General features: G+C 56.1%; 20 protein-coding genes, 1 tRNA gene, 2 rRNA genes and 3 pseudogenes (1 of these 26 cut by a window edge). 16 read left to right on the forward strand and 10 right to left on the reverse strand.

Annotated features, from left to right (window positions below; all coding sequences use genetic code 11):
* The 6 genes from K529_RS19820 to K529_RS19845 all read left to right on the forward strand — a co-directional run.
* Window positions 1-1,974, forward strand: a 23S ribosomal RNA gene (locus tag K529_RS19820) (it extends 869 nt beyond the left edge of the window).
* A 216-nt stretch (window positions 1,975-2,190) separates the two neighbouring features.
* Window positions 2,191-2,305, forward strand: a 5S ribosomal RNA gene (rrf, locus tag K529_RS19825).
* A gap of 49 nt (window positions 2,306-2,354) precedes the next feature.
* A tRNA-Met gene (locus K529_RS19830) sits at window positions 2,355-2,431 on the forward strand.
* Between the two features lie 49 nt (window positions 2,432-2,480).
* Window positions 2,481-3,158, forward strand: a complete 678-nt coding sequence (locus K529_RS23745) for a hypothetical protein (protein WP_065317503.1) — start codon at window positions 2,481-2,483, stop codon at window positions 3,156-3,158.
* 274 nt (window positions 3,159-3,432) lie between these two features.
* Window positions 3,433-3,762, forward strand: coding sequence for an autoinducer binding domain-containing protein (locus K529_RS19840; protein WP_040642852.1), 330 nt, complete (start codon window positions 3,433-3,435; stop codon window positions 3,760-3,762).
* A gap of 17 nt (window positions 3,763-3,779) precedes the next feature.
* The gene (locus tag K529_RS19845) at window positions 3,780-4,232 is read left to right on the forward strand and encodes a LuxR C-terminal-related transcriptional regulator (RefSeq protein ID WP_131665027.1); all 453 of its coding nucleotides are present in this window, start codon (window positions 3,780-3,782) and stop codon (window positions 4,230-4,232) included.
* Between the two features lie 393 nt (window positions 4,233-4,625).
* On the opposite strand, the pseudogene K529_RS19850 reads toward K529_RS19845, so the two are convergent.
* Window positions 4,626-5,242 (reverse strand): annotated as a pseudogene (locus tag K529_RS19850) (IS3 family transposase); the annotation flags it as partial.
* Window positions 5,243-5,256: 14 nt separating this feature from the next.
* Here K529_RS19850 and K529_RS23310 point away from each other — a divergent pair.
* Window positions 5,257-5,462: pseudogene (locus tag K529_RS23310) on the forward strand (ATP-binding protein); the annotation flags it as partial.
* 105 nt (window positions 5,463-5,567) lie between these two features.
* Here the strand turns inward: K529_RS23310 and K529_RS23560 are convergent.
* A pseudogene (locus tag K529_RS23560) lies at window positions 5,568-5,844 on the reverse strand (hypothetical protein); the annotation flags it as partial.
* Between the two features lie 605 nt (window positions 5,845-6,449).
* Here K529_RS23560 and K529_RS19855 point away from each other — a divergent pair.
* A complete protein-coding gene (locus K529_RS19855) occupies window positions 6,450-7,175 on the forward strand; it encodes a helix-turn-helix transcriptional regulator (RefSeq protein WP_227512359.1) in 726 nt (241 codons plus the stop codon).
* Between the two features lie 42 nt (window positions 7,176-7,217).
* On the opposite strand, the gene K529_RS19860 is transcribed toward K529_RS19855, so the two are convergent.
* Window positions 7,218-9,299, reverse strand: coding sequence for a TonB-dependent siderophore receptor (locus K529_RS19860; RefSeq protein WP_040642861.1), 2,082 nt, complete (start codon window positions 9,297-9,299; stop codon window positions 7,218-7,220).
* A gap of 341 nt (window positions 9,300-9,640) precedes the next feature.
* Here K529_RS19860 and K529_RS19865 point away from each other — a divergent pair, with 341 nt between their 5' ends.
* From K529_RS19865 to K529_RS19880, 4 genes are read left to right on the forward strand one after another with little or no spacing between them, the layout of a single operon-like run.
* Entirely contained in the window at window positions 9,641-10,666 is a 1,026-nt protein-coding gene (locus tag K529_RS19865) for an iron-siderophore ABC transporter substrate-binding protein (RefSeq protein WP_005629264.1), read from the forward strand.
* On the forward strand, window positions 10,663-11,709 hold the full coding sequence (locus tag K529_RS19870; RefSeq protein ID WP_005629268.1) for a FecCD family ABC transporter permease: 1,047 nt from the start codon (window positions 10,663-10,665) through the stop codon (window positions 11,707-11,709). Before K529_RS19865 ends, K529_RS19870 begins: the two co-directional genes overlap by 4 nt.
* Window positions 11,706-12,755 carry a FecCD family ABC transporter permease gene (locus K529_RS19875; protein WP_005629270.1) on the forward strand — a complete coding sequence of 350 codons (1,050 nt, stop codon included), beginning with the start codon at window positions 11,706-11,708 and terminating at the stop codon, window positions 12,753-12,755. Before K529_RS19870 ends, K529_RS19875 begins: the two co-directional genes overlap by 4 nt.
* On the forward strand, window positions 12,752-13,588 hold the full coding sequence (locus tag K529_RS19880) for an ABC transporter ATP-binding protein (protein ID WP_005629272.1): 837 nt from the start codon (window positions 12,752-12,754) through the stop codon (window positions 13,586-13,588). Before K529_RS19875 ends, K529_RS19880 begins: the two co-directional genes overlap by 4 nt.
* Window positions 13,589-13,619: 31 nt before the next feature.
* Here K529_RS19880 and K529_RS19885 read toward each other — a convergent pair whose 3' ends face one another.
* Genes K529_RS19885 through K529_RS19895 form a run of 3 tightly spaced genes read right to left on the reverse strand, consistent with a single transcriptional unit; the run spans window position 13,620 to window position 17,198 of the window.
* Entirely contained in the window at window positions 13,620-15,152 is a 1,533-nt protein-coding gene (locus tag K529_RS19885) for a HAMP domain-containing sensor histidine kinase (protein WP_040642858.1), read from the reverse strand.
* Entirely contained in the window at window positions 15,137-15,829 is a 693-nt protein-coding gene (locus tag K529_RS19890) for a response regulator transcription factor (protein ID WP_005629278.1), read from the reverse strand. The genes K529_RS19885 and K529_RS19890 overlap by 16 nt, the downstream gene beginning before the upstream one ends.
* A gap of 13 nt (window positions 15,830-15,842) precedes the next feature.
* Window positions 15,843-17,198, reverse strand: a complete 1,356-nt coding sequence (locus K529_RS19895) for a DUF4153 domain-containing protein (protein ID WP_227512362.1) — start codon at window positions 17,196-17,198, stop codon at window positions 15,843-15,845.
* A 498-nt stretch (window positions 17,199-17,696) separates the two neighbouring features.
* Here K529_RS19895 and cysP point away from each other — a divergent pair, with 498 nt between their 5' ends.
* From cysP to K529_RS19915, 4 genes are all read left to right on the forward strand, one after another.
* On the forward strand, window positions 17,697-18,734 hold the full coding sequence (gene cysP, locus K529_RS19900; protein ID WP_005629282.1) for a thiosulfate ABC transporter substrate-binding protein CysP: 1,038 nt from the start codon (window positions 17,697-17,699) through the stop codon (window positions 18,732-18,734).
* 66 nt (window positions 18,735-18,800) lie between these two features.
* Window positions 18,801-19,643 carry a sulfate ABC transporter permease subunit CysT gene (cysT, locus tag K529_RS19905; protein ID WP_005629285.1) on the forward strand — a complete coding sequence of 281 codons (843 nt, stop codon included), beginning with the start codon at window positions 18,801-18,803 and terminating at the stop codon, window positions 19,641-19,643.
* A 3-nt stretch (window positions 19,644-19,646) separates the two neighbouring features.
* Window positions 19,647-20,447: a sulfate ABC transporter permease subunit CysW gene (gene cysW, locus K529_RS19910; protein WP_005629287.1), complete on the forward strand. Its 801-nt coding sequence runs from the start codon at window positions 19,647-19,649 to the stop codon at window positions 20,445-20,447.
* Window positions 20,447-21,172 carry an ABC transporter ATP-binding protein gene (locus tag K529_RS19915; protein WP_005629288.1) on the forward strand — a complete coding sequence of 242 codons (726 nt, stop codon included), beginning with the start codon at window positions 20,447-20,449 and terminating at the stop codon, window positions 21,170-21,172. The genes cysW and K529_RS19915 overlap by 1 nt, the downstream gene beginning before the upstream one ends.
* A 15-nt stretch (window positions 21,173-21,187) precedes the next feature.
* On the opposite strand, the gene K529_RS19920 is transcribed toward K529_RS19915, so the two are convergent.
* The 4 genes from K529_RS19920 to K529_RS19935 form a co-directional block, all read right to left on the reverse strand.
* A complete protein-coding gene (locus tag K529_RS19920) occupies window positions 21,188-21,745 on the reverse strand; it encodes a PqiC family protein (RefSeq protein WP_046002810.1) in 558 nt (185 codons plus the stop codon).
* A 1-nt stretch (window position 21,746) separates the two neighbouring features.
* Complete coding sequence (locus K529_RS19925) at window positions 21,747-23,831, reverse strand: MlaD family protein (protein ID WP_227512363.1); 2,085 nt, start codon at window positions 23,829-23,831, stop codon at window positions 21,747-21,749.
* The gene (locus K529_RS19930) at window positions 23,828-24,340 is read right to left on the reverse strand and encodes a paraquat-inducible protein A (protein ID WP_005614682.1); all 513 of its coding nucleotides are present in this window, start codon (window positions 24,338-24,340) and stop codon (window positions 23,828-23,830) included. Before K529_RS19930 ends, K529_RS19925 begins: the two co-directional genes overlap by 4 nt.
* Window positions 24,341-24,429: 89 nt before the next feature.
* Window positions 24,430-25,047, reverse strand: coding sequence for a paraquat-inducible protein A (locus tag K529_RS19935; protein WP_040641722.1), 618 nt, complete (start codon window positions 25,045-25,047; stop codon window positions 24,430-24,432).
* Window positions 25,048-25,065 lie beyond the last annotated feature (18 nt).

Raw genomic sequence — 25,065 nt, forward strand, 5'->3', positions numbered from 1 at the left:
AGAGCGTCATCCGAATACCCCGGGGGGTAGAGCACTGGATGGGTAATGGGGCCCCACAGGCTTACTGATCCTAACCAAACTCCGAATACCCGGGAGTACTAGATGGCAGACACACTGCGGATGCTAACGTCCGTAGTGGAGAGGGAAACAACCCTGACCTCCGGCTAAGGCCCCTAATTCATGGCTAAGTGGGAAAGCAGGTGGGATGTCCAAAACAACCAGGAGGTTGGCTTAGAAGCAGCCATCCTTTAAAGATAGCGTAACAGCTCACTGGTCTAAATAAGACGTCCTGCGGCGAAGATGTAACGGGGCTCAAGCCATGAGCCGAAGCCGAGGATGCACATAGTGCATGGTAGCAGAGCGTAGTGTGACATAGAACAGCTCCTCCTTAACGCCTTCGGGCGTATTGGAGGAACAGTTCTTTCGATGAAGCGGGCGCGTGAGCGATCCCGTGGAGAGATCACTAGCGAGAATGATGACATGAGTAGCGACAAAGAGTGTGAGAGACACTCTCGCCGAAAGTCCAAGGGTTCCTGCTTAAAGCTAATCTGAGCAGGGTAAGCCGGCCCCTAAGCCGAGGCCGAAAGGCGTAGGCGATGGGAACCAGGTTAATATTCCTGGGCCAGGAGGATGTGACGGATTGCGAAGGTAGTTTGCTCTTATCGGATTGAGCAGGCTGCTGAGCAGTCCCTGGAAATAGCCCTCCATCAGACCGTACCCTAAACCGACACAGGTGGACTGGTAGAGAATACCAAGGCGCTTGAGAGAACGATGTTGAAGGAACTCGGCAAAATACCTCCGTAAGTTCGCGAGAAGGAGGCCCGGGTCCTACGCAAGTGGAATCCGGGGGCACAAACCAGGGGGTGGCGACTGTTTATTAAAAACACAGGGCTCTGCGAAGTCGCAAGACGACGTATAGGGTCTGACGCCTGCCCGGTGCCTGAAGGTTAAAAGGAGGGGTGAGAGCTCCGAATTGAAGCCCAGGTAAACGGCGGCCGTAACTATAACGGTCCTAAGGTAGCGAAATTCCTTGTCGGGTAAGTTCCGACCTGCACGAATGGCGTAACGACTTCCCCGCTGTCTCCAACATCGACTCAGCGAAATTGAATTGCCTGTCAAGATGCAGGCTTCCCGCGGTTAGACGGAAAGACCCCGTGCACCTTTACTACAGCTTCGCACTGGCATCAGGATTGTGATGTGCAGGATAGGTGGTAGGCATCGAAACCGTGACGCTAGTCGCGGTGGAGCCTTCCTTGAGATACCACCCTTCGCACTCTTGATGTCTAACCGCGGCCCATTATCTGGGTCCGGGACCCTGCGTGGCGGGTAGTTTGACTGGGGCGGTCGCCTCCTAAAGCGTAACGGAGGCGCGCGAAGGTTGGCTCAGAGCGGTCGGAAATCGCTCGTTGAGTGCAATGGCAAAAGCCAGCCTGACTGCGAGACTGACAAGTCGAGCAGAGACGAAAGTCGGCCATAGTGATCCGGTGGTCCCGAGTGGAAGGGCCATCGCTCAACGGATAAAAGGTACGCCGGGGATAACAGGCTGATACTGCCCAAGAGTCCATATCGACGGCAGTGTTTGGCACCTCGATGTCGGCTCATCTCATCCTGGGGCTGGAGCAGGTCCCAAGGGTACGGCTGTTCGCCGTTTAAAGAGGTACGTGAGCTGGGTTTAGAACGTCGTGAGACAGTTCGGTCCCTATCTGCCGTGGGTGTAGGATACTTGAGAGGAGTTGCCCCTAGTACGAGAGGACCGGGGTGAACGAACCACTGGTGGACCAGTTATCGTGCCAACGGTAGTGCTGGGTAGCTATGTTCGGAAAGGATAACCGCTGAAGGCATCTAAGCGGGAAGCCCCCCTCAAAACAAGGTATCCCTGAGGGCCGTGGAAGACCACCACGTCAATAGGCCGGAGATGTAAGCGCAGCAATGCGTTCAGTTGACCGGTACTAATCGCCCGATTGGCTTGATCTGATCCAGTAAAAGACAGCCAAACACCAAAAAGCAAAACTGACTTGGACAACTCGTTGACCTCCTGAAAACAGGACGATCAACACGTTGATAAATCTAGACCCTGGGTGGCTCGTACAAACGTACAAGCCTTCCGGCGGCTTACGAGACTTGCTTCAAAAGTCTCTCACAGCCGACCGAATAAAAACCCAGGATCGAAGATCATGGGTTCTTATTCGGTTTGGTGGCCAAAGCACAAGCGAAACACCCGGTCCCTTCCCGAACCCGGAAGTTAAGCGCTGTTGCGCCGATGGTACTGCATCTTAAGGTGTGGGAGAGTAGGGCACCGCCAAACCTAATAAGAACCCAAATTCTCTCTAAATCGATAAATCAAAAACAAACACCGCGGGATGGAGCAGCCAGGTAGCTCGTCAGGCTCATAACCTGAAGGTCGTAGGTTCAAATCCTACTCCCGCAACCAATACTAATTCTCCAATAATATCAAAACCTTCCAGCCGTGCCTCGCCAGAGTGCGCGGCTTTCGGCGTTGCAATGACCGCCGCCGACCCCGTCGCAAGACGCAGCAGCGCCGCAAGATCACCCTCCAGAGCGATCTCAACGCCCGTGTCACCCTTCGCAGGGGTCAGCACAAGCCGATCCACCAAAGCCCGAAGCGCTTCCTTCGCAGCGGGCATCTCTGCGCTTCTCCCCAGACCCGCAATCAACGCCGCCACCCGCTCGCGGTAGGTTGGCCCGCTCATGTCGATCAGACACTATGCACGCCGGAAACGATCTATGCCGACCCCGAGGCACTGTGGGGCGCCCAGGATAGGCTTGCTGTATTGTTCGAGGTCACACCTACATTCGGCACCTTCGATACCTCTGAGGATGAGTTAGATCTGTGCTTCCTGATGACGGAGGATTCCACTGTCCTGACCCCTGCGGGCTTGCCGAGTTCTGCATTGAAGGAAAACCAGAGGTTTCTTGGCTCTCCAATCAGTCCGGCAGCCATCCTCTGCGAACGTTGGATGAACCGGAAACGCGATGCGGTTGTCGATTTTGCCCGATCAGATGCAGGACCAGCTTATGCGCGTAAGATCGTGTATTACACCGAGGGCGGTAAACCTCAACAATACATGGATATGTTGTGGAACGTTCAGGCAACTGTGGACTGGAACAGTGGAAGCGTTCCTACTTCGGACAAATAGCATTTTGTAGCAAACAAAAGGTCACTGGCCAAGAAAGGTTCCGTTCGCCGTTGAACCTTTCATGACAATCCTCTTGTGGGTCATGCTCTTTCAGAATGCAGCCAAATTGACCAGCGCCCAAACCGTAGTAGGATATGCCCTGCGGGGAAACAGTGCAGTGGCGGCAGCGTGTTGTTCTCACAGCTAGAAAATTCCCCTTAACTCCTCAATAAAGATTGATATCTCGGATTTTGAATTTAATCTTGTGGTACTTCAAAAACTGTGAGATCGAACCATGCACGCCCCCTTCGACCTGATGGTAGATATCACCGAAGCGCCTTCTCTTGATGCAAAGTATGAAATTTTTTCGAGCTTCATCGAGGCGGAGTATGGGTATGTCGGTGTGAACTACGTCCTTTTCACAGATACGCGGTCGCTACAGGGCATTCACAGCAACCATGTTTCAAAACGGTCGGGCCTCCCCGATGAATGGCGTGAGATCTATCAGCGAAACAACTATGCTCGGGACGACCTTGGCATGCGGATGGGTGCCTTGGCCCATCAACCCATACTCCAATCAAGCTTTTACCGTCTATTGCACGAGGAGAAGCTGCCCCAAATTTAGCCCGTGTGGTGGGCGGGGTGCGCGATTTCGTGTCCTCTGGAGTGGTAATCCCACTTGAGGCCAATGGTGTCAGAGCGGTCGTGGGACTGTATGATACCTCAGGAAAATTTGCCAACCATGACGCGCGTTTTGAAAGGGACAGGACGATCATTCAAACGCTCGCAAATCATCTTCACATGTGCAGTGATTGGTCGGACGACATAATAGTCCAGATGGGCTTGAGCGATATGAACCTACAGGTGCTGCGTTTGAAAGCGCAAGGCCTGCGGGTGAAGGAAATCCTATATGAAATCAAGCGGGACAATCCCAAAACTGTTGATAATCACATGCAACGCATCCGCAAGGCTTTGGGTACACGCAACGACATGGAGACTATTCAGCGTGCGGCAAAGCTTGGGTTACTACAAGAGGATAGCCTACACGCTCACCAGATTGGCCCCCAGCTTTATGACGCGCTAAGGCTACGGTGAAATCAGATCGGGACCGCGTTTGTGTCGGAGATTTCTTGTAACCAGAACTGCGATGAGTTTCGCTGAGGCTCCAATATCTCAATTGCACAGCCATGAATTCGCATAGGACACGCCGGAAAGCTGCCCAATAACGGGTGCTTCCGTGTAGGTAGCGTGAGCCCATGAGCAGTTCCGTTTCTAAACTGGCTTATGTCAGCTGCGGCGATGCTGTGTTGCCGCCAGTGGCCTGAGCGTGATTAAGCTCGGTGTGTTGTTGACACCCCGGAGCGCGAGACACGCGTTCCAGATTTGCGAATTCCGCTATTTGCGCTTCGCTGCGGCTCGGCTTGGGAGAGGTGGTCCTGGTTTTTTGACCATTTTTCCGCCGGGTTAATTTATAGCATGGGTTTCACTTCAGGCGGCGGCTTTCAGAGTCTGGGGTGGCGGATCATAGGCCTCGGTGGGCGTCAGCAGCCCGTGCGATGAGTGCGGACGTTTTTCATTATAATAGTGATCCATGCCCCGATCCCGTTGCGGGTCTCCGAGCCGGTCTCGAAGGCGTTCAGGTAGACGCATTCGTATTTCAGCGACCGCCAGAACCGTTCGATCATCCGGTTGTCGATCCAGCGGCCGCGGCCGTCCATCGGGATCTTCACCTTGGCGTCGCGCAGCACGTCGGTGAAGCCGGTGCTGGTGAACTGCGAGCCCTGGTCGGAGCTGAATATCTCCGGTGGGCCGTATCTGGCCAGCGCCTCTTTCAGTGCTTCGACGCAGAAACCGGCATCCACCGAGTTCGACAGCCGCCAGTTCATCAGCTTCCGGCTATACCAGTCCATGATGGCGACCAGGTAAAGGAACCCGCGCCGCATCGGAATGTAGGTGATGTCGGTACACCAAACCTGATTGGGGCGGGTGATAACCAAGTCCCTGACAAGATAGGGATAAACCTTGTGTTCCGGATGCTTTTGACTGGTCTTGGGCTCCTAGTAGATCGGCACCAAGCGCATGGGGCGCATCAACCGCCGCACCCGGTGCGCCCGCAAGGCGCACCAGCGTGATCATAACCACCAACCTCAGCTTCTCGGAATGGGCACAGGTCTTCGGTGACGCAAAGATGACCACCGGCTCCTAGATCGCCTCACACACCGCTGTCACATCCTCGAGACTGAAAACGATAGCTACCGCTTCATGGCCAGCGCTGAGGCTGCAAAGAAAACAGGAAAGGAGACCAAAACATTGACCGCGTCATAGACCACGACGCATAATTGAGGGTGGGTCAAATCTCGGTGAAAATTTGTGGGCATACCGGGTCAGTTCTCAGTGAAAATCAACAGACACAAGCCAGAAGAAATTGTACAGCGTCAAGTAGGAAACGGCCTTTCTCAGCCGTTCATTTTCTTTCTGGAGGCACTTCATCCTTTAGTTGGTCCGTGCCCAGTCCACCGTACTTGTTTGGCGGGAAAACCGTCCACTGGACGTTTTATTTATCCGCCTGCACTCCAGCGGTAATAGGTTTGTTCAGTCACGCCAATCTGCCGGATCACATTCAGACGCGGCATTCCTTGCCCGTTAGAACCTCAACCTGCCGTAATTTCGTCACTCTCTCTTCGGGCTTTGGCCGCTTGTTGCCCATGTGTGTCCTCCGTTTTCCCAAATATGGCGGAGGACCACTTCAGTGGGGGAAGACCACAGGGTTCTCGGTCTTTTGCGCCTTCAGTCGTTAGAACTAATTCGGCCTTGCGTCACCATATTTACTACCAAACCGATAGTCGGTCTGCAGCGTCACTCAGATGTGTCGAACTGCCTTTTGTACCGGGAGATGGGACAGTTGGTGGTAAAGAAGGGGCAGGCGCGGACGAAACAAGTCACTCCGCTGAAAACACTGGGACTTGGGTCTGATTTCAACGATAGACAGCTTTGTCCTGGGGCTCTAATTACAGTGGAAATATCTACCTGAAAGCCCGCCCTCAGCGTCTACACATTGGTCTCCGCAGTTGCTGAAACCGTGCACTGACCACATCGCTCAGCCATCAGGCAGTCCGGACAAAGCATGGAGATGGCTGAATGGGATTGCTGCAGAACTTTGAAGGCAGAACCGAGGGAATAGAAAAAACGGTCCCTCCGCGCTGGCGATGTTGTGCTCGGATGCTTGGAATTCACTGGCGTGCAAAGGGGCAACCCGGTGCGAATGGGTCTTACTGGTCCGATGTTCCTAGGCTGATGGTGTTTTTGGATGATATGTCCTTCGTTCGTATCAGTGAAGGTTATGAGATCTCCGCGCGTCACGGTTTTCCGCTGCCGATGGTACTGTTTGTACCTGCGGGGGTGCCCATCAGCAGTTACTTTGATGCGGGCAGTGAGTTTATGCATCTTGATTTGCATTTTGACGCCGCGTGGTTGCGACAATTTTTAACGTCCTCACTGGGAGAGCATGTGGTTGATGACATCTTTGGCCGGACCATCGGGACTGAAGGCTCTGCTCAGGTTGAAGCACTGGCGCATCTCCTGATGGAGGAAATCTCCGAACCCGCGCATGATGATTTGTATTTCGAGAGTCTTGCTGGTGCGATGGTGATGGCAGCATTGGCCCCTGCGTTTCCGATGCAAAAGCGCCGAAGCGGACGCCTGACGGGTCACCAAATGCGAAAACTTGAGAGAGGCTTTGACCAACGCGGCGGACAACGCATGTCGATTGCAGAAATGGCGCAGCTTGTTGGACTGTCAGAAAGCTGGTTCTCGCATGTTTTCAAAAGCACCACAGGGATGACACCGGTGCGTTGGCAAAAAGATCGCCGTATCGGCAATGCACAGATGTTGCTCCGAGAGTCTGATCTAAGTGTTGCGGAAGTCGCTGCCCGACTTGGTTTTTCAGATCAGTCCCATTTCACAAAGGTATTTCGCGATGTTGTGGGGCACACTCCGGCGAGTTGGCGACGGTTGGTGCTGCACCGCCTTGAAGAGTGATCCGACCCCATATGCAAAGAGGTCGGACCCAAGATCATGACCTTACCAGGTGCGCGTCAGCGTGGCGCTGATGGTGCGGGCAGGGGAATACCAGTTCGCACCGATGCCGCCTGAGATGTGCTTTTCATCAAACAGGTTGGTAACATTGACACGCAGATTGGTGTTCTCGCGAATGTCATAAGAGAATGACGCATCCATCACGGTAAATGACTCACCTTGACGAGTATTGGCATTGTCGAACCACATTGCTCCTGTGTAGCGCGCGCCCAGACCAAAGATCATGTCACCGCGGCTGCCCTGTCCCGGGACAGTATAGTTCACCCAGAGGGAGCCAATGCTATCAGGTACAAACTGCAGCGCGTTGCCTTTGTTTTCGTCAGTGCCATTCTCAACAATTTCGGAGTCCATGTGCGAGTAGGCCGCAATGACGGAGAAGTTCCGGTAGAGATCGACCTTAGCTTCGAGATCAATGCCGCGGACATTGGCCTCACCAATCGTATCTATCTTACCACCCGGGGTCGTCTCGACAGTCATGTTGAACTTGGTCAGGTCATAGATCGACGCGCTTAGCAGCGCTCGACCACCAGCCGGGCGATATTTGACACCGATCTCGTATTGATCGCCACGCTCTGGCTCCACTGTCAGACCGGCCGGGACAACGGATTCCGAATAGCTGCCGTGTACCGAAAGGTCCGGAGTGATTTTATACACCAGCCCTGCGCGCACCGTGGTTTCGCTGTATTCGCCACGGCTCACAGCGCCGGTCTGCATATTGGTTTGGGTGGTCTTGCCCTTGTCATAACGCAGACCAAGATTTGCAATCAACCGATCATCAAAGGTGAGTTCTTCCTGCAAATACAGGCTTTTTGTGCTCTGGTCGGTTCGCTGAGCACGATAGGGTGCCAAGCCGTCAAGGCTGTAAGTCCCTGCGCCATAGGTAAAGGTGGCTTCGTTATAGGGATTTACCGGACTCCACCAAGACGTGCTGAAGTCGGTGCTATCTGAATACTCAACTCCGACAAGAGTCCGGCTTTTGACGGTGCCAAAGGTTGCATCATATTGCAGGTTTGCGTTCAGAACGAGATCCTCTCCGGAGGAGTCGTTGGCAAATAGAGCGCGATCAATGTCTGGCCCACCGGGACTCGCACGGTCATCCAGATAAATGTAGCCATAGTCCGAGGCGCTGTCTGTATAACGTGCTGAGACGCCGAGTTGCAGGCCATTGTCGAACTCGTGATCAAACATCAACGATGCGGTGGTGCGATCTACGCCGCGATAGTTGAAGCTGGGCTCGCCAAAATACATACCGCTGTCATAATCGGTACCTTGAGGGTGTCCGCCGCCACCGGGAACGCCATCTCGGTTCAGGTTGTCCAAAGCAAAGACTAAGCTTGTCATTGCGGTCGGACGCCACGCAATGCTCGCAGCGAGGTATGTTTCGTCATCGCGTGAGAAGTCCCACTCTGCATCCGCGTCGCGGGCTAGGCCAACCAGACGGTAGGCCAACGTGCCCTCTTCATTCAGGTCGTCACCAAAATCGAACCCGACCTCTTTTTTGTTGTGGCTACCAACAGAAACATAGGCTTCACCATGCTGGCCTTGCTTGGGTGTCTTGGTGACAAAATTCACGGATCCACCGGGATCTGAAATACCGAAGGTGGTCGAATTTCCACCCTTTACAACTTCGACCCGTTCAAAAGCGTAGGGCTCTTCACGTAGCCCGCCGAAGGGCGCGCCTACCCGTAACCCGTCGCGGTAAGTGTAAGAGTCGAAACCACGAATTCGGAAGTAGTCAAATCGGCTGTCCGCACCATAGTAGTCCGTCACCACCGCAGCAGTATAGTTCAGGACTTGCTCAATGTTCTGTGCCCCGCGCTGTTGGATTTCCCGGGAGGTGACCACGGATACCGTTGCGGCGGTATCCAGTACGTCTGTGGCTAAACCAGAGCCGGATGTGACTTCATTGGCCACTAAGGTCTGGGCATCATCTTCGGCCTGCACCTTGATTTCGTCCAACACGACTGGAGTTTGCTCCGCTTGAGCAAATGCAAGTGAGGGAACTGCAATCAAAGCGGTGCATCCTGCCATCATGGCCCGCATACGCAGGCGGCTGGTATTGCGCATGTGCTTTGTCATCCTTGGGTACTCATTTGTTGTTGTTCTGTTTGTGGTGCTGCCTGGCCGACATTCGGACATTGACGGCACGAACCAGTGCGCAGGGTTGAAATGGCGGCGTGCACCCAGAGGAAGGCGTTGCGTAGCGTGATCTATGCGCGTGTTCGCGCTGCTCCCTAAACACCGCTGAGGATCGCGTATTGTAGAAATCGACTTTTTTGGTCAGTTTCTCTGGTTAGTTGCGTTGCAACGAAGGAAAAGCACGCCTTTTCTCGTCGGTTTGGTTGACCGGTTTCTGACATCGTGAAAGTCGATGCGACCAACGAGAGATACCATTGGTGAGGAGAGTGATGATGCCGGCACTGCTGCGCAGTTATAGGGAATATGCCCGTTCTATCGGCTCGCTGGTCTGCTTTGCAGTTGCGGCATTGTGGCTAACAGCTGTGTATGCCAGAGGCGATGAGCAGCCATTTCCGGTTATGATCGAACATGCTTTGGGCACCACGGTGGTTAATCAGAAGCCCACGCGCATCGCAGCAATCGGGTGGAGCAACCACGAGGTTCCGCTGGCGCTTGGTGTCGTTCCTGTCGGCTTTGCAAAGGTAGGTTTTGGCGATGATGACGCTAATGGTGTCTTTCCGTGGGTCGAGGCGCGGCTTGCAGAGCTGGGGGCAGAAATGCCTGCGCTTTTTGACGAGGGAGATGGGATAGATTTTGAGGCGGTCGCAGCCACAGAACCTGATCTGATCCTTGCGGCGTACTCAGGAATTAGCCAGTCGGATTACGACACCTTGAGTAAGATCGCGCCCGTTGTCGCATACACTGTGGGACCATGGGCCACGAGTTGGCGTGAGGTGATACGGTTGAACTCTACTGCGATGGGACAAGCCCAAGAAGGCGAGGCACTGATTGAAGAGATTGAACAGAAAATCGCGAGTGTGACAGCCAAATACCCGGAGATTGCTGGCCTGCGAGCGATGTTCATTACCCATCTCAGAGCGCGCGACCTGAGCGTAATTCGGTTCTATTCTGCCAATGACCTGCGGGTGCAGTTTTTCGAAGATCTCGGTATGACGTCCCCGCAAAGTGTGCGGGATGCGACCGAGGCTGGGCGCTATTCGGGTGAAATCAGTGTGGAGCGCATCGACACCTTTACCGATGTCGATATCGCGGTGACCTATGGCGATCAGGAGCTTTTGGACAGCCTGCGCAGCAACCCTTTGACAGCCCGGATGCCGGTAATCGCGAATGACGCATTGGTGCTGATGGCCAATGACCCGATGGGCACCGGCGCCAACCCGACACCTCTGGCCATTGACTGGGTCCTTGAGACTTATGTCGCGCGTCTTGCGCAGGCGGCCCGGAACGTAAAATGACCTCCGCCCAAGGCGTTCTCAATCAACAGCAGCCACCAGCCGCGCAACGCAAGCGACTGAACGGCGGGGTCGCCCTACCTCTCCTGGTGGTCCTGCTTGCTCTGGCGGTATTGCTGTCACTTGTTTTTGGCGCGCGCGATGTCAGCTGGGTTGATGTCGTTGGCGGGGTGTCTGGATCAAACGAAACTTTGGGACAGGCCGTCGTGCAGATGCGCCTGCCACGCACTGTACTTGCTGCATTGGCGGGCGCAGCGCTTGGATTGTCTGGTGCGGTAATGCAGGGGCTTACGCGCAATCCGCTGGCTGACCCAGGTATCCTTGGAGTGAACGCAGGGGCAGCCATGGCTGTGGTTGTCGCCGTGGCATGGTTCAACCTGCAATCTACGACCGGTTTCCTCTGGGCGGCGAGCGCAGGTGCTGCTCTTGCAGCAACGTTTGTTTATGCGGTTGGCAGTCTTGGAAGAGGGGGCGCCACACCATTGAAACTCGCACTGGCAGGGGCGGCAACCTCCGTCGCGCTGGCTTCGCTGACGTTGGCAATCATTCTGCCGCGTGGCGACATCGCGGGTGGTATTCAGCTCTGGCAGATCGGGGGTGTCGGTGGTGCAACATTTGAGGCAATTCAGCCGATGCTGCCATTTCTCTGCGCAGGGCTTTTGCTCGCCCTCTTGAGCGCAAAAGGTCTTAATATGTTGGCCCTTGGGGATGAGGCGGCAACGATGCTTGGGGCCCGAGTGGCGCGCTTGCGCATTATTGCAGCACTGGGGGCGGTTCTTTTGGCGGCGGCAGCGACCGCGATTTGTGGACCCATTGGATTTGTTGGTCTTGTGGTGCCACATGCGTGCCGCCTCATCGTCGGTGTAGATCATAGGCTGCTTCTCCCGCTCAGCGCCCTCAGTGGGGCGGTGTTATTGTTATGTGCTGATGTGCTGGGACGGCTTCTGGCCCGTCCTGCAGAGTTGGAGGCGGGGGTTGTCACGGCTTTTTTAGGGGCGCCGATTTTTATCGCGATTGTCCGGCGAAAAAGGATCCGTGAGTTGTGACTGAAAGCACATCCCCTCCGGCACTTGTTCAGATCATCCGTAACCAACGCAATCGACAGCGCCGTTCGCTCTACCGGTGTTGCATCGTTTTTATAACTCTCTTGATTGTAGGTGTGATCACTACTCTGTTGGTCGGCCAGTCTATGACTGCGCTAACAGAGGCGTTTCGCGCCATTCTAGGAGAAGAAATCGCAGGGGTGAGCTTTACGGTTCGCGAACTGCGCTTTCCCCGCGCGGTTCTGGCCTGCCTCGCCGGAGCCAGTTTTGGTCTTTCCGGTGCTGCATTTCAGGTTTTGTTACGCAACCCATTGGCCAGTCCGGATATCATCGGCATTTCCGCTGGAGCGGGTGCGGCGGCCGTATTTACAATCGTATTCTGGGGCGCGACTGGCCTATCGGTGTCGATTGCGGCGGTGGTTGCGGCGCTTGTGGTCGCTCTTTTGATCTATCTGCTGGCGTGGCGTGACGGGGTCGCAGGTGGCAGGTTGATACTGATCGGTATTGGCATCGCCGCAATGCTGCAAAGTGTGACCGCCTATTCGCTGTCCAAAGCGCCAGCTTGGCGGTTGGAGGAAGCTCTGCGTTGGCTAACCGGGACGTTGAATGGTGCAACACTTGCACAGGCAGCACCCGTTGCGCTCACGCTGGTGTTTTGTGCTGCAATATTACTCTCTCATAGTCGCGCTCTTAGTGCATTGCAGATGGGCGATGATACCGCGTCCGCCATTGGCGTCCCGGTAGCACGCACGCGTCTTCTGGTGGTGCTATCGGCCGTTGGGGCAATCGCAGTCGCCACTGCTGTGTGTGGTCCCATTGCCTTTGTAGCCTTTCTTGCCCGTCCCATCGCGTCGCGTGTCGCTAGAACGGGTGGACCACTACTGCTCATTTCGGCCTTGTCTGGGGCTGTGCTGGTCTTGCTGGCAGATTTTGCTGGTCAGCATTTGCTGCCTGCGCGCTATCCCGTCGGTATCATGACGGGCGTTCTTGGAGCGCCGTATCTGCTTTATCTTCTGGTCCGTATGCATCGCAAAGGGGGCATCGCTTGAACAACAGGTTCTGTCAAAAACCTCTGAAAGCGTCCGGCTTGGACGTTCAGTACGGCGAACGTTCTGTGTTGCGCGGGGTGGATTTCGATGTGCCGCCGGGCAAGATAACGGCGATCGTCGGTGCCAACGCGTGTGGCAAGTCGACGCTCCTGCGTGCATTGTCTCGCTTGCTGCGCCCCACAACGGGCCAAGTGCTATTGGATGGGGCCTCAATTCATCGCATGCCACCCAAGGAACTGGCCCGCGAGCTCGGACTGCTACCTCAAGCCCCAATCGCTCCCGATGGTATCTCAGTATTGGACTTGGTTGGACGTGGGAGACATCCTCATCAGGGTCTTTGGGCGCGGTGGTCAGCCGATGATGACTTGGCGGTCGCACATGCGTTGGAGGCAACTGGTATCGCGGATCTGGCAGATCGTGATGTTGATGAACTCTCAGGTGGCCAGAGGCAGAAGGTCTGGATCGCCATGGCGCTGGCACAGGAGACCGGCATATTACTGCTGGATGAACCCACCACCTACCTAGATATCAATCATCAGATTGAGGTGCTGGACCTCCTTGTCGATCTGAACCGCAAACGCGGGACCACCATTGTGATGGTGTTGCATGATCTGAATCTTGCAGCGCGATACAGTGATCAGTTGGCCGCATTGGTTGCTGGCAAAATCGACGTAATGGGGCCGCCTAAAGAGGTACTGACCTCCACCATGGTCCAACGCGTCTTTGGTCTATCTTGCACTATTGTCGAAGATCCGGTGTCGCAACGGCCGATGATGTTGCCGATTGGACGTCATTTCGCGGACGCAATTAGAGACCGTGATGAGGTGTGTTAAGGGGGCTGCTCACGCCCCAGCACATCTCGCGTTACGCGAATTTGATCTCGAAACATGCGCCGTTTGAGCTGGCGACAACGGCGAGTTCTCCGCCGATAGCCTCGACAGTGGCTTTTACAATATTGAGACCCATCCCCGTTCCTCCGCTGTCGCGCCGAGTGGTAAAGAAGGGTTGCAGAATTTTATCCGCATTCCCCGCACTGATACCGAGGCCATCGTCCGCGATGCGCAGCGACTTTCCCTCTCCAGTATGCTGCGCAGTGAGGACGACATTCTTTGCGCCATGTTGTTGAGCGTTCTCCAAAAGATGAGTGAGGATGATCGTGAGAGTATTCGCTTCCGCTGGCAATTGCAGATCGTCATTTTCAACTTGTATGGTCAGACGCGGAAAGTTCTGCGTGATCTGCGTATAAATGTCGTTCAGGCAACAGGTCCCAGAGTTGGCCTGCTGGTCAGCAAGACTAAACGCACGCATGTTTGCCAGCAGATCCTCCATGCGTTTGCCTCCTTTGTCGACGGTATCGAGGAGTCGATGCCTTTGCGGCGGGGTCAGATCATCATCTCTCAGCAGCTCGGCTGCACCTTTCAGTGCGGTGAGCGGCGATTTTAGCTCATGAGTCACATGTGCTGTGTAGGTCTTCAGCGCGTCCTGTTTACTCTGAAGGCGCTGCGTGAGCGACTTGAAACTGTGACTCAGGTCTTCGATTTCGCGCGTCCCCAGTTGCTCCGGTGGCTCCCAGGCTTTGTCGCCATGACCTGCCATGTGACTGCGTTGGATCAGAAGACGGATGGGACGGGTGATGAAACGCCAGAACACATACCCGATGAGTACCGCAGACAGAGCCACAAAAGCGGCAGCTTTCATTAGGTTGACGCGTTCACTGTAGAGAAAGCGGAAAATATGGCTTGGGGTGCGGCTCACATAGACCGCTCCGATCAGGGTCTCATCCACCATGACAGGCATTGCCACAAAAACGCGCACTCTGGCACCACGACTGAGTGTGTAAAGTGCGGGTGGGCTATCGGCGCGAACACGGGTTCGCGCGACCGAGACTGTGTTGCCAGCAAGGGCTGCGCCGACTTCGTTCACATGTCCCAGTGCTTGCCCAATTTCGGCGGTGCCGGCGATCACATTGCCGTGGGGATCAAGAAACCGGTAGCCTGCCAGAGTCCGGGCCTGTGCCGCATTGGCAATGCGCGTCAGCTGTGTTGCGACGGTCTGGTAGACCGCGCCAGTCGCTGATTTCATTTGTGTGGCATCCGGGCGCGGAGGCAAAACCGTGGCGCTGTTGATCGACAGCGACGGAAAAACCGCATTGTCCAGTGATACCGCCCCCCAATTCGGCGGCTCCAAGCCTGCGGCATCCGCGTAAAGCTCCGCATAGGTGGCAGACATGACCGCGGCCTGCGTCAGCAGACTCTCTTCGGTTTGTTGAACCAGTTGATTGTCGTAAAACCGAAACAGAATGAGCCCGGCAATGGGCAGGCATAGGACAATGCCCAAGACCAGCAGTACGACCGTCCACAACCGGGGCCGCCATTTCCGGTTTAGCTTGGCTTGCATGAGCCCATCCGAAGTCCGACACCGTGAACGGTTACAATCCCTTCGACGCATCCCGCCTGAGACAGCTTGGCACGGATGTTGCGGATATGGCTGTCTATGGTTCGGTCAGAGACGTGGATGTTATAGCCATAAAGTGCGTCCACCAATTGCGCTCTGGTCAAAACATGGTCCGGGCGGATCATCAGCGTCGCCAGCAGCCGAAACTCTGATCCCGTCAAAGATACCGAAGCGTCATTGAAAGTGCATTGGTGCCGCTCCGCATCCAGATGTAATGCGCCGTGGATCACTGCGGCGTCTGACGGCTTTGGGGCGGGCACGCTGCGCTTTAAGATAGCCTTTATTCGGGCCACCAACTCACGGGGGGAGAAGGGTTTGGTGAGATAATCATCGGCCCCGAGTTCCAACCCAAGGATCCTGTCGATCTCTTCGTCCCGCGCGGTGAGAAAGAGGATGGGCACTTCGGAGATTTTGCGGATTTCCCGACACACCTCCAAACCATCCATTTCCGGGAGACCGATATCCAGCACGATGAGGTCTGGATCTTCCTGTTGCTGAGCGTTGATTGCGGCCAGACCATCACTGGCAAAAAGGGTTTCAAAACCAGCCTTTTCAACCGCGAACCCGGTCACCTCGAGGATATCGGGGTCATCGTCTACAACAAGAATGCGTGCGGGCATCAAAACGGGTCCTTCAATTCTGCTGCCGATAATAGGCTTGGATTTGCCACTTTCGATAGCCCCATTCACGCCAATTGCGGATCTCAGTTCGGGTGAGATCAAGTTCTATCATCCGATTGCACAGATCTTGGCCCGTCCCAGCTTCGAACTCGAGAATGGCGCGATAGGCGCCGGTGCCGAGGCTGCAGATATAGTAGCTATCTGGTTCCGCAAGAGCGCTGCCGTGGGTCAGGTTGTATTTGGCGATGATCTCCGCAAAATTCACCAACCCGCAACCATAGAGGATGGCAACCAATGCCAAAAAACAGCGGCGTAGCAGCCATGCGGTGCTCAGGCCACGATGAACCTGCCAAACCGTCAACAACAGCCCGGTAAGAACCAGCGCCATCCAGATGAACGCTGCAACCCGCAGATAAGTCAGCGCGTAAGCATCGACATAGTGCTGCAACCGGACGGCCGCTGTTGCCACCAGAAACATGTTTTGACCAAGCCACAGATAGACCAGAAATCGTAGCGTTTTGTCAGAACCGATCATACTGCGGGTGATCAGTGTAAAAAGACCGGCAAGAAGTGCAGTGGCGACCAGCGGGTATGATCCGCGATGGGCATAGGATGCATAACTCATCCCCTCAGGCAGGGACACGCCACCTGTCAAAATACTAACATCCAGCAAAGTTTGCATTAAAAATAGTATGTTAAACAGCCACAGCGAATTACGAACCGACACTGGATTAATGAAAAATGCGATCCGGGTCGGGCCTGCTTTTTGAGCAAAGAACTGGCGCGCCCTTGTGCCCATCCACCGCTCACTCAGATTGAGGTAGGGCCACAATAACGAGGCAACCACGCCCCAAAACAGGAAGCGAAACCAGAACTGTGCCTCAAAAAGACGGGCCAGATCAATTTCTGCCAGAAACTCCTCCAGCACGGGATTGGCGCTTGCCAACAGGCTGAGAAACACTGCGCCCATGATCAGCGGTAGCAAGAGTGCAGCAGCTTGGTGCCGCACCTTTGTTTTGTAGCCGGTTGCGGGCATGTTGTTTATGGCGTCGCGCATCAATAGCGTCGCCCCCACCGTCGGGAGGCGCAGCATCATCCGCAGCACGAGCGCTTCGTTCAATCTGTTCGCCGCAAAGGCCCAGGCGGCAACGGCAATCACGCCCGCAAGACTAAACACCACCGATAGAAACTGAAGCTCGATCGCGGCTGGCAAATTGCTGAAAACGGCAAAGGCCGTCACAACGGCCCATTCTTTGACAGTTGGCTTTTGGGGTTTTGCGGCCAGTATTGCGACCGAGAGAACCAGTGCAAAGACCGCAAATGAGATTCCCACGGGCTGGTTCCAAAACAACCAATCAGCCAGCACCACCAGCGCCGCAAGAAGCGGTACTGTATGGCGCATCCGCAAGGATGCCATCAATGAGGAGCGTTTTGCCGGTCGAGGCTGAGCAGGCGATGTCGGTTCGGTCGCCGTGTCCAGCCACCACCCATCCAGCCGAATGCGGTCGGGCACCCCGTGAATAATCAAATCCTGCCTCATGTCCTGTCTCCGATATGCAGTGTTGTTTGACAGACAGATGACCGGCGCACTTGCAGCTTTGTGGTGCGGGGCTCGCAAGTTTCAGGGGGCTTTCGTGCAGAATTTGTGCACAAACACAGCTCAGTTGCAGGGAGGATGCTCAGACTGTGATGCGAGACCTGCGACCTCGTGCCGGTGCGGCGTTTTTGTTCTGCAGGAAATGCAGAACAGCCGTTTCTGTCTTGGAACGAACTTTGGAATGAGAGACTTCTATACGCGCCAACCCATTGCAGTTAGGAAATAATCTGGCAGATATGCTGCAGTAATTCCTCAGCAACGGAGTCTCAAATGTCTTTCACTTCCACAGCGTTTCTCCGTTCTTCCCGCATTCTGTTTCGTAGCTTTGGAGCCGCAGCCATCGCGTTTGCCGGCCTCACCAGCCCCGCCCATGCTGAAGAACAAGAGATCCTCAATGTCTCATACGACATTGCCCGCGAGCTTTATGCCGCACTTAATCCGGTCTTTGCCGAACATTGGCAGGCAGAGGCAGGTGACACCCTGACAATCAAGCAAAGCCATGCTGGCTCGTCCAAACAGGCACGGGCGATCTTGCAAGGTTTGCAAGCCGATCTGGTGACCTTCAATCAGGTGCTGGATGTGCAGATCCTCGCGGACAAGGGATTTGTCGCTGAGGACTGGCAACAGAAACTGCCCAACAACGCCTCTCCATATTATTCACTGCCTGCGTTTCTTGTGCGGGGTGGCAACCCCAAGGGGATTGAAGATTGGGATGATTTGACCCGTGATGACGTGGAGATCGTGTTCCCGAACCCCAAAACAAGCGGCAATGCGCGTTACACCTACCTTGCGGCCTATGCCTACGCGCTGGAAAAGTTCGGTGGCGATGACGCGGCTGCGCAGGAGTTCGTCGGCAAGATCCTCTCGAATGTCGTGGTCTTTGATACCGGCGGACGTGGCGCGACCACCAGCTTTGTTGAGCGCGAGCTGGGAGACGTGTTGATCACTTTTGAGGCCGAGGTCGAGAACATCCGCGCGAGCGAAGACGAAGGCGCCTTTGATCGTGTGGTTCCGGCGATCTCTCTGCTGGCGGAATTCCCGGTGGCACTTGTCGATAAAGTGGCGGACGCACGCGGGAGCCGAGCCGTAGGTGAGGCTTATCTTGACTTCCTCTATTCCAAAGAAGCACAGGAAATCATTGCAGGTTTCAACAATCGTGTGCATCACCCCGAGGTAGTCGCTGCAACGGCTGACAAATTCCCTGAGGTGCGTCTGATCACTGTCGAAGAGGTCTTTGGCAGCTGGGCCGAGGCACAGGAAACCCACTTTGGCGATGGTGGAACCCTCGATCAGGTTTTCAGCAACTAAGCCAGAAATCTGGAATATGCGTCCGGTCCAGAGGGGGCCGGGCGGACCTAACACCGGAGTTGAACTGTGGTTTCTTTAACCCGAACCGCCCCGCGCGTCCTGCCGGGGTTTTCCCTGTCTCTGGGCGTCACTGTGCTGTTCGTTACGCTGATCATCCTGCTACCCCTGAGTGGTTTGATGTGGCAGCTCGCGCAGTTGAGCCCCGGTGACTATCTGAAGGTGATGACGTCGCGCCGTGTTCTTGTCGCGCTGAAGGTCACATTGTCTGCTGCTGCGCTAGCGACGCTGGTAAATGCTGTGTTTGGCCTGCTGCTGGCGTGGGTGCTGGTGCGCTATCGCTTTGCGGGGCGGGGCCTGTTGGATGCGCTGGTGGATATCCCCTTCGCGCTCCCGACCGCAGTGGCCGGGATTGCGCTGGTGGCGCTTTACGATAAGTCCGGCTGGATCGGAGGGATGCTGGCCGACCTCGACATCAAGGTCGCCTACACATGGTGGGGGATCGTGATTGCGATGGTTTTTACATCGGTGCCCTTTGCCGTGCGCGCAATCCAGCCCGCGATAGAAGAGCTTGACCCTGACGAAGAAGCGGCTGCGCTGACCTTAGGTGCCAATGGGGTGCAGCGTTTCACCCGCGTAATCTTGCGTCCGCTTTTGCCCTCTATCCTGACCGGTGTTGTGCTGTCCTTTGTGCGGTCGCTTGGGGAGTTTGGGGCGGTGATCTTTATCGCAGGAAATCTTCCATTCAAGACTGAGATTGCCTCACTCCTGATCCTGATCCGGCTGGATGAGTTCGACTATCCCGCGGCGGCGGCGATTGCCGGAACGCTGTTGGGGCTTTCGCTCTTGTTGTTGATCGTGGTCAATCTGGTGCAGACACGGCTCTACCGCTACCTCAGGACCGAGGGTTAAATCATGGCGCGTATCGTTCTCATTTCACTCTCGTTTCTCTTTGTCACGCTGGTCATCGCAGTGCCTGTCGCCGCTGTGTTTCATCGCGCATTCAGCGAAGGTGTGTCGACCTATGTGGCGAATATCCTCGACGAAGAGACACTGCTTGCAATCCGTCTCACGGTTCTGACCGCGCTGATTGTACTGCCGTTGAATGTGATCTTTGGCGTTGCGGCGGCATGGCTGATTGCGCGCTATCGCTTCTTTGGACGCCGCGCGCTGTTGATCATCATCGAGGCACCATTTGCGATTTCGCCGATCGTGGCGGGTCTGTGTTTTCTGCTGGTTTATGGCGCTTATGGCCCCGTTGGCGGCGCATTGTCACCTTATGGTGTGCAGTTGATGTTTAACCTCACCGGGATTGTGCTGGTGTCACTCTTTGTGACGTGTCCCTTCGTGGTGCGAGAGCTTCTGCCGGTGCTGATGGTCACGGGCGAGGACGAGGAAAAAGCGGCAATCACTCTGGGGGCCAATGGTTGGCACCTGTTTCGGTTTGTGATTTTGCCCAATATCTCTTGGGCGCTTGTCTATGGCGTGGTGCTCACGGCGGCGCGCGCCATGGGTGAGTTCGGCGCAGTGAGTGTCGTCGCGGGATCGATCCGGGGCGAGACGATGACCCTGCCGCTCCAAATCGAGCTTCTGTATAACGACTATAACGCGACCGGCGCTTTTGCCGCTGCAACCGTGCTCACGGCATTGGCGCTGCTGACGCTGGTGTTGCGCGGCATCCTGAACCGCTTTGGCCCGAAGAAAGGACATGTGTGATGACGTTTGAGGCACGCAATATTCACAAGAGCTTTAACGGGACGGAGGTTCTGAAAGGTGTGTCTCTGGCGATGGAGGCGGGCGAGTTTGTAGCATTGCTCGGCGCATCCGGGTCGGGCAAGACGACGCTCTTGAACATCATTGCCGGTCTGCAGCACGCGGATCAGGGGCAGCTGGCACTGGATGGTCAAGATATCACCCGGTTGCCCGCTGGTAAGCGGCGCTTTGGAATGGTGTTTCAGAATTATGCGCTGTTTCGCCATATGAGCGTGGCAGACAACATCGCTTTTGGTCTGCGGGTTTTGCCACGTCGTGAACGCCCTGGACGTGTGGAGCGGCGCGAAAAAGTGTCTGAACTTCTGGACATGATCGGTCTTGCAGATCTCGGTGATCGTTTTCCGCAGCAGCTCTCTGGTGGGCAACGCCAGCGGGTGGCGATGGCGCGGGCTCTGGCGATCAATCCGCAGCTTTTGCTGATGGATGAACCCTTTAGTGCGCTTGATGCCCAGGTACGCAGGTCCCTGCGCAGTTCGGTCCGTGCGTTGCAGCAGAAGGTTGGGGTGGGCGCGATCATGGTGACCCATGATCAGGCCGAAGCCTGGGATCTCGCGGATCGGGTGGCGGTGATGGATCAGGGGCAAATCGTGCAGTTCGACACACCGGATGCATTGCGGAATACCCCAGCGACTGGCGCAGTGCGCGATCTCCTACAAGGTGCGGCTTGATCCCCGCACCTGTTCTCACATAGAAGACGCCACCTGCCGTGACAGCTCGGCAAGCGCGGCGGAGAGTGCGCGCGCCGCAGCGGCGGGGCCGGGCTCAGCGACTGGGGTTTCAATATCGAACCGTTTGACGAACTCCCGCACGCGCCCCTCGGGTGAGGACACGGCATATTGTCCGGAAAACTCAAACACGCCATCTGCGCGGGCGTAGCTCTGATCGACCCTCACGTCCAACCGTACGTCTGCCGGGGTGTTCAGCGGCCAAGGCTCCACAGCAACTGCGGCCCCGGTGCGATCGCTCAGACCGCGAGCGAGTGCGACCGACATGCCCCTTGCAGGATCATCTGCCCATTGCGCCCGATCCTCGTTAAAGAGTGCTCCACCTTCACCCTCTGAGACGATCTCAGATGCAGATGCATAGGTGGGGAGTGACAGCAGGCGAACCTCAATCGAGCGGGAACTGAGGTTTTTGACAGGTTCACCCGGCGTGGCTGCAATCAGGTAACGCGCATCATTGGACCCGGAACAAGCCGTCAATGCCGTTGCAACGCACAGAAATGCAAAAAGTTTTTTCATATTACCTACCAAACACCAGTGAATTCGGATCGCGCTCGATCTTGCGAGCCAGCTGTGAAACCGCGCGCGCCGCAGATTTGATTTCTCGGAGTACATCCAGCGTCTCCGTATTGAAGTTGGAGCGATCTCCATAAGCCGCCACCAACGCTTCTGACCGCGCGACAAGCCGTTCAAGCCGCGCCGACAGCGCAGGCAGCCCTTCGGCAGCGTCCGCAACTGATTGTGCCGCATCGCGCGCCGAGGCCATGGTCGCATTGGCGTTATCCACCAGCCCACCTTCGCGCAATGTCGTGAGCGTGGCACGTATCTCATCCAAAGCCGCAGAAAGGGATGCGGGCAGCGCACGCGCCTGCTCGGTGCCGATCACCTCATCAGCGCTGATCATCAACTTATTGACCGAGCGGATCAGTTCTTCGGCTTCAAGCGAATTGGCCTTTGCTGCGAGCGCGCGAAGATCGTCGACAAGGGTTGGCAACTCTTCTGATGCGGATGAGATCTCGCTTGCCGCAGCGGCCCCATCTTTGAGGGCCGCCGTGAGGTGTTCTACGGCGCGGCCCTGTTGAAGCTCCTGCAGGATGGCCCGCAGATCGGTGATCGTGGCCTGCAATTCGCGGGGCAGGGCGCGGGTGCTTGGATCTGTGACCAAGGCGCGGGTGTCTTCAAGCAGTGCGACTGCCGCAGCAGGGGCCTGACGTGTGCTTTCGGAGGTTGCGAGTGCCTCGATACTTGCAAGTGTGCTGATCGCCTGCGCCATCAGCTCTTCGACGGGCAGTTCGCTGATCCGCTCCATGGCACCTTCTGCGGTTGCCGCAAAATCGGGCAAATCCGATGGGGCGCTTGGCAATTCTGGATAGGGCTCGGCTGTGCGGTCAAACTGTGCGGGTGCTGCATCCTCAAGACGTACCAATTCGACCATCAACTCGGAGCTGAGCAACCCGGCAGAGGCCAACCGCGCTCGCAAACCGCCCTCAACCGCGTTTTGCAAGAAATCCAGCACGTCCTCTTCTCCTGCACCGGGGGGCAGACCCAGCAATGCAGGTTGTAACAAGAGTTTGGCGACCAGCCGCACTTCGGCATTTGCGGATTCGTTCTGGATGGATGCCGTAAGGGTGCCGACCTCGCCGACTTTGATCCCGCCGAGTTTCACGGCGGCACCATCACTAAGACCCGCAACTGACTCATCAAAGGCCACGGAAATCGCAACACCTCCCGCCATAGAGCGGGCAAAGGCGGTGCGCCGGGCCGTGGCTTCGTCCGGGTAGATATCAAAAACGGCACCGGAGCTTGCTGGTCGGCCGCCCTCAAAGACAGCATCAAATTCAATCCCACCCGAGACGAGGGAGGCGAGACTGTCCACATCCAGCGACAAACCGTCGGCACCAAATGAGACCGTAAAACCCGAGGTGTCCCAAAACCGTGTGGCAGAGTTGATGCGCCGGTCATGCGGGGCGTCAATGAAAGCGTCCACCACGATGCTATTTCCGCTGACGGTCAAGCGCGGATGCTCAAGGCGTCCCACTTCTATGCCGCGAAACAGCACTGGAGCGCCTTCGGTGATCATCCGACCATCTTCTGTGCGCAAGGTGATGCGGCGCCCGGCGCGTCCCGGCTGGACGAGTGGTGGGCGATCACGGCCCGCGAACACGGTTTGTGCCACTCCAGCCTGCTCGTCCCATGCCCCTTCGATGTAGACCCCCGACAAAACGGTGCTGAGCCCGGAAATCCCGCGCGAGCTGACCTCGGGGCGTACCACCCAGAATGTGGCGTCTTCGTCCAGAAATGGGGCGATGTCCTTGTCGACACGTACTGCGACGGAGACTTTGCTGAGGCCTTCGGCAAAACCGACCTCTTCGACACGGCCAATGACCACATCGCGATATCGAAGGGTTGTCTCATTTGCGACAACGCCGGATGCATTTTCAAAGGCAATGTAAATCAGCTCACCGCGGTCCGCGTAATTCTTCCACGCGATGCCGAGGGAGACCAACAAAGCAGCCAGCGGTACCAGCCACACCAACGAGAGATTACGCCACATTGAGGGGCGCTTGGGTGATATGTTCAATTGGGCGGGTTCTTGGGTGCTCATGACTCAACTCGGTTTTCCGCAAGCCACATCAGGCGCGGATCAAAACTCTGGGCTGCCAGCATGGTGAAGGCAACCGACAATGCAAAACTCACCGCCGCAATACCCGGACTGATCGCGGCGGCAAAGTCCAGTTGCACCAGCGCTGTCAGAATTGCCACGACAAAGACGTCGATCATCGACCATCTGCCAATGAATTCGACAACTTCGTAGAGAACCAACCTTCCGTGATTGCCAAGATTGGCCGGTTTGCGGACAGAGATGGCCAGAAATGCGATTGCGATGAATTTTGCGATCGGAATCAGAATACTGGCAAAGAACACGATGAAGGCGACACCATATGAGCCGTGATGGACCAACTCGATAATGCCGCCCATCAATGTGTTTTCGGAAGTTTGCCCCAAAGTCGATGTGCGAAGCATCGGATAGATGTTGGCCGGGACATATGCGATCAGTCCGGCGACAAGCCACGCCCAGACCTTTTGCAGGGATGCGGTTTCAGAAAACTCCAATCGGCTCTGACAGCATGGGCAGACATGCGTGCCCTGTGGCGCCACCGTTCCACACGCGCGACACCCGACCAGCCCGGCTTCGGTTGCTGTCAAATAGTGCTGCGTGTTCTCAGTGTTTTCCAAACGGTTAACCTGCAAATTGAACTGTCGGTAAGGATTGTCACGATCAAGAGCGCAGCAAAAGCCCAAAATGCAGGCCCCAGCTCCACCCGGGCGAGACCTGAGACTTTGACCAGTGCAACCGCCACCCCGATGATAAAGATCTCGGCCATCGCCCAGGGTTTAAGCCGTTCAGCCCATGTATAGACCATTGCCGCATAGGGGGCCGGCCGGTAACCGATGGCCATGGGGGCGAGCGTGTAGATCAATGCGCAGTATCGTGCAGCGGGCAACAGGACGATCAACAGACCTGTGGCCAGCGAAAGCGGGAGCATTGGGCCGCTGGCAAACGCAAGGATCGTATCCAGCACTGAGGCTTGGTGCGAAAGCCCCTGAACCTCCAGCGCGAGAAAGGGAAAGGACGCCGCCGCGATCAGTAGGATCAGCGCCGTGAGGGACAGCATGGCGATGCGCGTCATGGCACCGGATTTCGGAGCCGCAAGCACGGTTCCACAACGCGCACATTTGGCGATTGAGTGTTTCTGGACGTCCTGATCGTGATGCAGGGCGTCGCAGACAGGGCAGGCGATTACTTGATCGAGGATCATGGCAGTCCACATCGAATG

The organism is Tritonibacter mobilis F1926, assembly GCF_000376545.2.
Classification (GTDB): Bacteria; Pseudomonadota; Alphaproteobacteria; order Rhodobacterales; family Rhodobacteraceae; genus Epibacterium; species Epibacterium mobile.

Excerpts from the sequence above, each read along its gene's own strand:
- K529_RS19915 (WP_005629288.1), top strand. The coding sequence starts at position 20,447 with ATGACGTTTGAGGCACGCAATATTCACAAGAGCTTTAACGGGACGGAG.
- cysP (WP_005629282.1), top strand. The coding sequence starts at position 17,697 with ATGTCTTTCACTTCCACAGCGTTTCTCCGTTCTTCCCGCATTCTGTTT.
- K529_RS19855 (WP_227512359.1), top strand. The coding sequence starts at position 6,450 with ATGTCCTTCGTTCGTATCAGTGAAGGTTATGAGATCTCCGCGCGTCAC.
- K529_RS19890 (WP_005629278.1), bottom strand. The coding sequence starts at position 15,829 with ATGCCCGCACGCATTCTTGTTGTAGACGATGACCCCGATATCCTCGAG.
- K529_RS19935 (WP_040641722.1), bottom strand. The coding sequence starts at position 25,047 with ATGATCCTCGATCAAGTAATCGCCTGCCCTGTCTGCGACGCCCTGCAT.
- K529_RS19865 (WP_005629264.1), top strand. The coding sequence starts at position 9,641 with ATGATGCCGGCACTGCTGCGCAGTTATAGGGAATATGCCCGTTCTATC.
- K529_RS19860 (WP_040642861.1), bottom strand. The coding sequence starts at position 9,299 with ATGCGCAATACCAGCCGCCTGCGTATGCGGGCCATGATGGCAGGATGC.
- cysW (WP_005629287.1), top strand. The coding sequence starts at position 19,647 with ATGGCGCGTATCGTTCTCATTTCACTCTCGTTTCTCTTTGTCACGCTG.
- K529_RS19840 (WP_040642852.1), top strand. The coding sequence starts at position 3,433 with ATGCACGCCCCCTTCGACCTGATGGTAGATATCACCGAAGCGCCTTCT.
- K529_RS19870 (WP_005629268.1), top strand. The coding sequence starts at position 10,663 with ATGACCTCCGCCCAAGGCGTTCTCAATCAACAGCAGCCACCAGCCGCG.
- K529_RS19925 (WP_227512363.1), bottom strand. The coding sequence starts at position 23,831 with ATGAGCACCCAAGAACCCGCCCAATTGAACATATCACCCAAGCGCCCC.
- K529_RS19885 (WP_040642858.1), bottom strand. The coding sequence starts at position 15,152 with ATGCAAGCCAAGCTAAACCGGAAATGGCGGCCCCGGTTGTGGACGGTC.
- K529_RS19920 (WP_046002810.1), bottom strand. The coding sequence starts at position 21,745 with ATGAAAAAACTTTTTGCATTTCTGTGCGTTGCAACGGCATTGACGGCT.